This window comes from Prosthecobacter sp. (genome assembly GCF_029946185.1).
Taxonomy (GTDB): Bacteria; Verrucomicrobiota; Verrucomicrobiia; order Verrucomicrobiales; family Verrucomicrobiaceae; genus Prosthecobacter.
On record NZ_JAQSEA010000186.1, the window covers coordinates 20,876 to 28,993 of the forward strand.

Here is an 8,118-nt window from a genome sequence, read left to right on the forward strand (position 1 = left end):
CGTGTTATGACCAAAACCTCCCCCACCCGCCTGCAGCCCGCTCACAAGTTAAAGCTTCAGGTTGCCTTGTGCATCACCCTCCTCACCTCATTCCTCCAAGCCGCACCACGCGAACTCAATGTCCTCATCGTCCTCGGCGCTCCCGGCACAGAGGAATTCGGGAAGAAGTTTCAGACGCAGGTCGAAGCGTGGACCAACGCCTGCACCAAGGCCGGCATCTCCCCCGCAGTCCTTCGCGGCGAAAAAACAACCGAAGAACTCGAAAAGCTCCTCACCACCTCCGCACCCACCCACCCGCTCTGGCTCATACTCATCGGCCACGGCACCTTTGACGGACGCGAAGCGAAGTTCAGCGCAGAAGGACCTGACTTTGATGCCAAGCAGCTCGCTGGCTGGATCAAGCCGCTCAAGCAGGAAGTCGCCGTGATCCACACCGCCTCCTCCAGCGGCGGCTTTTTGAAATCGCTCTCCGGCAAGAACCGCGTCGTCATCACTTCGACGAAAAGTGCGGATGAGGTCTTCTACGCCCGCTTCGGCGAATACTTGGCCGAAGCCATCGGCGGACTGCCCGAGGCGGATCTCGATCAAGATAAACAGGTCTCCCTGCTGGAAGCCTTCCGCCACGCCAGCAAAGCCACCGCCACCTTCTATGAGAACGACGAACGTCTCGCCACAGAACACGCCCTGCTCGAAGACAACGGCGACGGCGTCGGCACCCGCAGTGAAGTGCTGGCCCCCTATACCGCCGCCGCACCCGGTGCCGCACTGGATGGCGAACGTGCCGCCCAGATGGTGCTCGTGTTAAGCGACGAAGAACAACAGCTCACGGATGCGCAGCGCAGCACACGGGATGCCTTGGAGCGTGAACTGAAAATACTGAAGGAGCAGCGTCCAAAACTCAAGGAAGACGATTACTACACCAAACTCGAAAGGCTGCTGCGTAAGCTGGGCGAGGTATATGCGAAGCAATGATTGATTGAACTCGCGAGCCATGGCTGCCACGATACCATCCGAGATATAGATGCGACCCCACTAAGCGCGTCGCGTCAGACGATCCCGGAGGGATCAAAGAAATTAGCCGGGGGTCGAGCGAGGCACGAGCGACCACCCCCGGAACCTGAGCACCACATATTTACCTCTAGAGGGCATGCCGGAGGCATGCGAGAAGCGTTCATCCACCCAGCCGGCTCTAGGAGTTTGAAGTCCAAGGGCAATGGGTTCACGCTGTAAAATTTCGACAACCATAAGCCTCTCGCCAGCAACTCACGGATCATCCCGCCCGGCCACGAAATCTTGAAACGCCTGCGCCACGCGCTGGGTGACTGCACCCGCCACTCCCGGCATGTCACGTTGATCAATGCATGATAGCGGATGAACATCCCGCGTGCTGGAAGTGAGGAAGGCTTCCTCACAGGTCTTCAGCGCCTCAATGGGCAGCGCAATTTCTTCCACCGCTATACCGGCGGCAGCACAGGCTTCCAGCACCAGCGCACGCGTCACCCCCGCCAGACAGCCTGAGCTCAGCGGTGGAGTTTTCACCACCCCTGCGGTGACGATGAAGATGTTCGTCCCGGTGCCTTCGCAGAGGTCATCACGCGTGTTCGCAAGGAGCGCCTCCCCTGCCCCTTCTCCATGAGCGAGCGCCAAGGCGCGCACATTATCGCCATACGAAGTGGATTTGATGCCCGTCAGTGCACTGCGCTCATTGCGCGTCCATGGTGCCGTCATCACCGTCTCGGTGGCAGGCCAGGGTTTCAACTCCGTCGCCGCGACGATCATCGTTGCCTGTGCCTCGCCACGGTCTGAACCCAGCGGGCCATCACCACTCGTCAGCGTGACACGTATGCGGGCATCCTTGAGACCGTTCGCCTCCATGGTGGCAAGCATCGCATTCAGATACTCATCAAACTCCGGCGCGGTGATGTTCATCGCCTGACACGAAGCCACAAGCCGCCGCCAGTGCCGCGTGGGTGTGAAGGGCCTGCCATTGCGAGCCACCAGCGTCTCGAACACACCATCACCTACCAGAAAGCCATGATCGTAAGGTGAGATGCGCGCTTCAGCGGTCGTGGTGATGCGGCCATTGATCCAAGTATGCGAGGGAAGTTTCATAGCGGTAGCATGGCTCGAATAAAAACATTCTCAACATATGCACTTTGCACTTGCAGGATCTTTGATCATACGCCAGAATCCCGCCCTCAAAGTTTCCGGGTCGAACCGAAAAATTTGCGGGTGTAGCTCAGTGGTAGAGCACTTCCTTGCCAAGGAAGATGTCGCGCGTTCGAATCGCGTCACCCGCTCCATCAGTCCCAGAAAGATTGATGGTCCAGGTCACCTTAGCCCTTTTAAGGCATGGATCGGTAACTCAGAGTCTCCCTCCTCACACACGATTGCACATTCATGTACGTCTGGTCCAAACTCACAGCATCACGTTCGGCTGACACATGGGAAGAGCGCTTCGCAGGAAACCCTGGCGGCACACTCGTCACCACCAGTTTTCCGGGTCGCAAAATGGTCCGCCTCGAATTTTATTGTGAAAAGGCCGAGCCTGCAAAAGCGGCTCAAAAGCAGTTTGGTGGCGATGTCCGCCACTTGAAAACACAGAACTGGGCGGCTCACTCATCCCAAACTCCGCCGCCGGTGAAGGTGCGTGATAAATTTGTGATCTGCACCGCCAAGACGCAGGCTGATCTCAAACTCGCCCGCGCCAAATTTCCCAATCGCGAGATCATCGCTGTGCCCGCCGACATGGCCTTTGGCACCGGCCATCATGCCACCACAGCCACCGTGCTGCGTCTTCTCGTCGATGCAGCAGAAGAGCGCCAGACCGCCGGCCAGAAGTGGAGCATGGCTGATCTCGGCTGCGGCAGCGGCATCCTCGCCATCGCCGCTGACAAACTCGGCGCCACTCGTGTCTGGGGCTGCGACTACGACCCCGCCGCCGTGAAAATCTCGCAGGAAAACGCCGCGCGCAACAACACCCCGAAAGTACGTTTCACCAAGGTCGATGTGCTCAAGTGGGAGCCTAAGCAAACCTGGGACATCGTGGCCGCAAACATCTTCTTCGACATCTTGGAGTCGGCCTTTCCACAAATGGTGCGCTCAGTCGCTCCCGGCGGCATCCTGATGCTCTCCGGCATTCTCAAGTCTCAGGCCAAGGCCTGCCTCGCGGCTGGCAAGCGTGCAGGCTTTGTGGTGGAGAAGGTTGTCACCAAAGGCAAGTGGGTGACCGCTCTAGGCACGGTCAAAATTCGCTGATCTGGCGCAGGACTTGCGTGTGGGAGTCTGGACATCAGGCATCCCCCCTACTCGCACCACATCCTGCACTTAATGGTTGTGTTTTGGGTGCTTGGAGCATTTACTATTCACAGATTCAAGCAGCGCCTTATGCTTTTCGATCCCGCCTCCTCATCCGACGGTGCTGGCCCTTCCAGTCCGCAGCAAACGCGCGGCCTGCTCAAGAAGGCTCTGACAGAGGGAAATCGCATCGGACTGCTCCCCACCGAAGGCTGGCGCAAGCGCAATATCCAGTTCCTCAATGAGGTGCTCATTCCCACTCTGTTCGCCCCCCGTCAGCCGGGCGAGGATTTTGGCAATCTCCCAGTGGCCTTGCTCAATGAGATCGGGGTGACGTGGCTCGGGCATGCTGGCTTCTTCTGTCAGATCGGCGGTGTGAACATCGCCATCGACCCCAACTGGGCGCTCTGGCACGGCCCGGTGAAGCGGGTGCGCCACCCCAGCGTCTGGGCGCATAACCTGCCCCACATCGATCTCGTTCTGATCACGCACGCTCATTACGACCACCTCCACCTGCCAAGCCTGCGCAAGCTCGCCGCAGCGCAGCCCATCATCGTCCCTGAAGGTGTCGGCAAAGTGGTGAAAAACTGCGGCTTCGGGCGCATCGTGGAATTGAAGACCTGGCAGAGCGCTACCTTTCAGGATCTGCGCATCACACTCACCCCCGCACGCCATTGGGGAGCGCGGAATATTCATGACACCCACCGCCAGTTCGGCGGCTACCTCATCAAATCCCCCGACCGCTGCCTCTTCCACTGCGGTGACAGCGCCATGTTTGACGGCTTTCAGGAGATTGGCAAACGCGCCAGCATCGACCTCGCGCTCATGCCCATCGGCGCCTACGATGCACCCAGTGGGCGGCAGGTTCACATGAACCCTGAAGAAGCCCTGGACGCCTTTCAAATGATGGGAGCACAGGCCATGATCCCGATGCATCATGGCACCTTCCCCCTCGGCGGCGAGCCGCTCCATGAGCCCGCTGAGCGTCTGGTTAAAGCAGCTATCGAACGACAGCTTGAAAATCGCGTGCGACTCCTCCGTGAAGGTGAATCCGCGATCTACTGAGTGAGCACGCGCCCGCTACTGACCCTCATCGCCGCCGTTTCAGCGGATGGCTTCATCTCCACCGGCAAAGGCGTGCCGTGGGATCTGCCACGAGATAAAGAACACTTTCGCGGCACCACCCGTGGCCAGTGGCTGCTCCTCGGCCGCCGCACCTATGAAGAAATGATCGGCTGGTTTGAAGATCGCCACCCCCTGGTGCTCACACGCAATCCATCCTTCATGCCCCAGGTCGGTGAACGCGTTGCAAGCGTGGACGAAGCTCTCAATCTGGCCGCAGCGCACGGCGTCAAAGAGCTCTTTGACTGCGGCGGTGGCGGTGCTTACGCCGCCGCCATGCCCTGCGCCGACCGGCTCATTTTGACCCATGTGGACTCGAAACTCGGTGGCGGCGTCCCCTTCCCCACGGTCAATTCCGGTGAATGGCGCCAGACCTCCCGGCAGCACTTTCCAGCCGACTCCACCCACGCCCAGGCGCTGGATTTTGCCACTTACGAGCGCTTCAAGGCGTCCACCGAGCCCTCCCGCGCCGCATTATAGTAAATTCAAGATGAGCAAAATCACCTTTGGGTGTATCTAAGACTCGCAGATGAACACTTCCAACCAGTTCAACCCGCGCTCCGCTGTCGCCCTGCTCGCGGCAGCCCTGCTGTGCGCCGGCTGCGCCAGCACGAAAACCGCAGCCACTGCTGACCAAGCACAAGCCGCATCGAAAGACATCACTCTGGTGAAGTCTCCCACCGATCTGAGCTTCCTCCTCAGCATGAGTTTCGTGGAGGCCAAGAGCATTTCCACGCAGCAGCTCGAATTCCCGCCCTACCTCAAGATCGCCGCAGACTCGATCCAAGTCTTCAAGTACTCCGCCGACGGCAAACCTCTCAAAGCTCGCGCCCGGGGCAAGGTTTTCATCGAAATGAATTTCAGCGAGCCTGCCAAGGCGCTGTGTCAGGAAGCCTTTATCACCGAGGATGAAATCATCCTCCGCGGCAGCCCCATCCTGCAGCGCGGCGGCAGCATGGTGGAAGGTCTCGACGAGAGCACCATCTTCTACCTTTTTGGCACTTCCCTCCGCGTTATCGGCCTGCATAAGGTAAATAACCAGACCCAAATCGCCGCAATGATGCCGACCCTCGGCACGTGGGCCGCCGGCCCCAATCCGCTACTCCCCCCCCTCACCGAAAGTGCCGTCCCTTCCAGCATTCGTGACGCCATGCAGCGTGCCGCCGAAGCCGAAATGATGCACCAGAAAACACGCGAGCTCTATGGCCCTGCCGATAGCCCTCCGCCCGCGCCCACACCTGCGCAGCCTGACAAAGGAACGGACAAAGCCAAGGCAGCTCCGCCACCTACCATCAGCAAGAAGCCCATCGTGGAAATCCGCCGCGCAGTCCCCAACAAGGCCTCTGTCAGGAACCGGTTCAAGACCGACAAGAGCAAGGCCTAGCCACTCTTTGTCAGCCCCTCGGGCCAGCTTCACCAACAAGCACATAACGTCTCCGTGCTCACGGACTTCCGTCCGCAGCGGCGGCGGACGAAGCCTCAGGCGAAGCAACTCAGTTCAGCGCCTCGCGGGCAGACTGGAAGAGGTAGTGGCCCCAGCCGAACTGGGTATCGCCGTTCCAATCGGGATCGTAATGCTGGCTCTTGAAGATGAAGCGCTCCGGGTGCGGCATCAGGCCAAACACGCGGCCCGTGTCGTCCTGCAGTCCAGCGATGGCATGGGTGGAGCCGTTCACATTCGTGTTGTAAAGCAGCGCCGCATGGCCGGACTTCACGTAGCTTGCGGCAGCGTCCCCTTCCGTCACGAGACGACCTTCCGCATGAGCCACGGGAAGTTCAAAATTCTCAGGCAGCTTGCTGAGGTACGGGCTGGCCTTGCCCTTGTTTTTCTTCAGGCCCACCCAGCGGCAGATGAAACGGCCGCTCGTGTTGTGGATCAGGCTGCCCTTCGGCAGGAGATCGAGCTGAGTCAAAATTTGGAAGCCGTTGCAGATCCCCAGCGCGTAGCCGCCTTTGTCCACGAAGGTTTTCAACTGGTCGCCAAGCTTCGATTTCGTGATGAGCTGGGCGATGCGGCCGGACATCACGTAGTCCCCGTAGCTGAAGCCACCGGAGAACACGATCATCTGCGCCTTGTCGAGCGAACTGGCTTCCAGCAGAGCCACAGGCAGCACCTCCGCAGTGAAGCCCGCCGCCTCCAGCGCACGAGCGGTTTCGGCATCGCAATTGGTTCCGGGGAATTTGAGAAGAAGGGCGTGAGGCATGAGAATACTGACCGCATCTAGGCGAAGCCACCGCCGGATGCAACCAGACATGCATCCGAGTCAAATTTCGCCCCCGCGTGGACAGTTCCTCCCACGTTGGAGACAGCAGTCTGGACTTGGATCGCCGGTTTTTAACCGTCTCTAGCATCTGCCCCTGACCTGCGAACATCGGCGCCCCCGATGGGAGCTGGTCCCGGCGGCAGGTTCACGCCTCTGAGCCTCCCGTTATTCCTTCGCCACAAGCCGGAATGGCAGCCTTCCATTGATCTCCCCAAGCAAGGCGCAGCACATGGTCACCGACATCCCGAGGCCAAGTAGAAACAAGAACACGCATCTTCGGCAAATCAATGGCAAAGAGCGCGCGTGAAGCCTCCTCGAAGCCGGGAAGGTCGCCCGCAAGGGTGACCATGAACTGGTAGGCACGTTCGTGGGCTTTGCGGACCTGATCTTTCTCGCTGCTCTGGCGTCGGGCTTCCTCGACGAGCTTCCGCAGCGCCACCGATGAGCCGCCCGACTGCGTGTCCAGCCACTCCCAATGCCGGGGCAGCAGCGTGACCTCACGCGCCACCACCCCGAGCTTGGGCCGCCCGCGCCCCCGGGGTTGGGCTGGTTCTTCCGCTGGCTCGCCTGCCGGAGCCTGCGCATGCTCTGGAAACCGCGCAGCCAAGCGGGCGCAGCACTCCTCGTCGCTGCCCCGCGTGTCCACCTCGACGGCACGTCCCGTGGCATCGTCAAAGATGAAAACAGGGCTCAGGGAGCCTCTCGCCAGAGCCCGCTTGAGCGCCAGGGCGTTCTCGCGCAGAGGCCCCGTAGCAATGCGGCAGTGGCCGTCAAAAGTGGTAAAGGTGGGGTAGAAAGCAGATTGGATCATAGGAGTGAAATCCTAATTTTACCCGGATAATAATCAAGCGTTATTTTTACCCGGATAATATTAAATCATACTCAGCTCTTATCAGAGCTCAGAAACCTCAATCGAAAACACCGCCCTCTGCAAAAAAAGATGCCAGACATGAATGCCGCTCGGTTAAGACCATGTTTCGTCCGCATTGCCGCCAGGATCTCAGCACCAAAGGTGCGGCGGACTCAGCCCAGGGCGCGGCGAGGAACGAGCAAGCCCTGGGTTACCGCACCAGCCCTCCGGGCAGCAAACCCAGCGCCTTCTGCACAAACCGCGTCCGCCAGCAGCGTCCTCGACGCTCCTCCGCCGCCACCAGCATCCGCAGGCTTCCAAGATCCATGATGGATGCCGCGGCAGACTCAAGATGGCGGAGCGCGGGCCTCCGAGCCCGCAGCACTCCGCTCACGCATAGCACTCCGCGCTTTTCCAAAGCATCTCCCCAGCCGGGCATCGCCGTGTTTGCGGCACTCAATTTGGAACAACTCACCACTCACACAGACGACCTGCTGCGGGCTCGGAGGCCCCGCGCTCCATGGCTGCTTTTCCTGCGACGCTGAATTCACGATCCCCGGCTTCACTGAGTGCCATCCATGCCAG

The 8,118-nt window shown here is 60.0% G+C and carries 8 protein-coding genes and 1 tRNA gene; 6 read left to right on the top strand and 3 right to left on the bottom strand.

What is annotated here, in order from left to right; genetic code table 11:
* The first annotated feature begins 6 nt into the window (after window positions 1-6).
* The gene (locus PSV43_RS16120) at window positions 7-972 is read left to right on the top strand and encodes a hypothetical protein (protein ID WP_300199494.1); all 966 of its coding nucleotides are present in this window, start codon (window positions 7-9) and stop codon (window positions 970-972) included.
* 291 nt (window positions 973-1,263) lie between these two features.
* On the opposite strand, the gene PSV43_RS16125 is transcribed toward PSV43_RS16120, so the two are convergent.
* Entirely contained in the window at window positions 1,264-2,112 is an 849-nt protein-coding gene (locus tag PSV43_RS16125) for an aminotransferase class IV (protein ID WP_300199497.1), read from the bottom strand.
* A 116-nt stretch (window positions 2,113-2,228) separates the two neighbouring features.
* Here PSV43_RS16125 and PSV43_RS16130 point away from each other — a divergent pair.
* The 5 genes from PSV43_RS16130 (at window position 2,229) to PSV43_RS16150 (ending at window position 5,803) form a co-directional block, all read left to right on the top strand.
* Window positions 2,229-2,303 (top strand) — tRNA-Gly (locus PSV43_RS16130).
* 97 nt (window positions 2,304-2,400) lie between these two features.
* Window positions 2,401-3,258 carry a 50S ribosomal protein L11 methyltransferase gene (locus tag PSV43_RS16135; RefSeq protein ID WP_300199500.1) on the top strand — a complete coding sequence of 286 codons (858 nt, stop codon included), beginning with the start codon at window positions 2,401-2,403 and terminating at the stop codon, window positions 3,256-3,258.
* Window positions 3,259-3,387: 129 nt separating this feature from the next.
* Window positions 3,388-4,362, top strand: a complete 975-nt coding sequence (locus PSV43_RS16140; protein WP_300199503.1) for an MBL fold metallo-hydrolase — start codon at window positions 3,388-3,390, stop codon at window positions 4,360-4,362.
* Window positions 4,363-4,899, top strand: a complete 537-nt coding sequence (locus PSV43_RS16145; protein ID WP_300199505.1) for a dihydrofolate reductase — start codon at window positions 4,363-4,365, stop codon at window positions 4,897-4,899.
* A 49-nt stretch (window positions 4,900-4,948) separates the two neighbouring features.
* Window positions 4,949-5,803 (top strand): hypothetical protein, encoded by an 855-nt coding sequence (locus tag PSV43_RS16150; protein WP_300199507.1) that lies wholly within the window; start codon window positions 4,949-4,951, stop codon window positions 5,801-5,803.
* Between the two features lie 109 nt (window positions 5,804-5,912).
* Here the strand turns inward: PSV43_RS16150 and purQ are convergent, their stop codons facing one another.
* Window positions 5,913-6,623, bottom strand: a complete 711-nt coding sequence (gene purQ / locus PSV43_RS16155) for a phosphoribosylformylglycinamidine synthase I (protein ID WP_300199510.1) — start codon at window positions 6,621-6,623, stop codon at window positions 5,913-5,915.
* A 205-nt stretch (window positions 6,624-6,828) separates the two neighbouring features.
* Window positions 6,829-7,494, bottom strand: a complete 666-nt coding sequence (locus PSV43_RS16160) for a DUF2239 family protein (RefSeq protein ID WP_300199513.1) — start codon at window positions 7,492-7,494, stop codon at window positions 6,829-6,831.
* Between the last annotated feature and the right edge of the window lie 624 nt (window positions 7,495-8,118).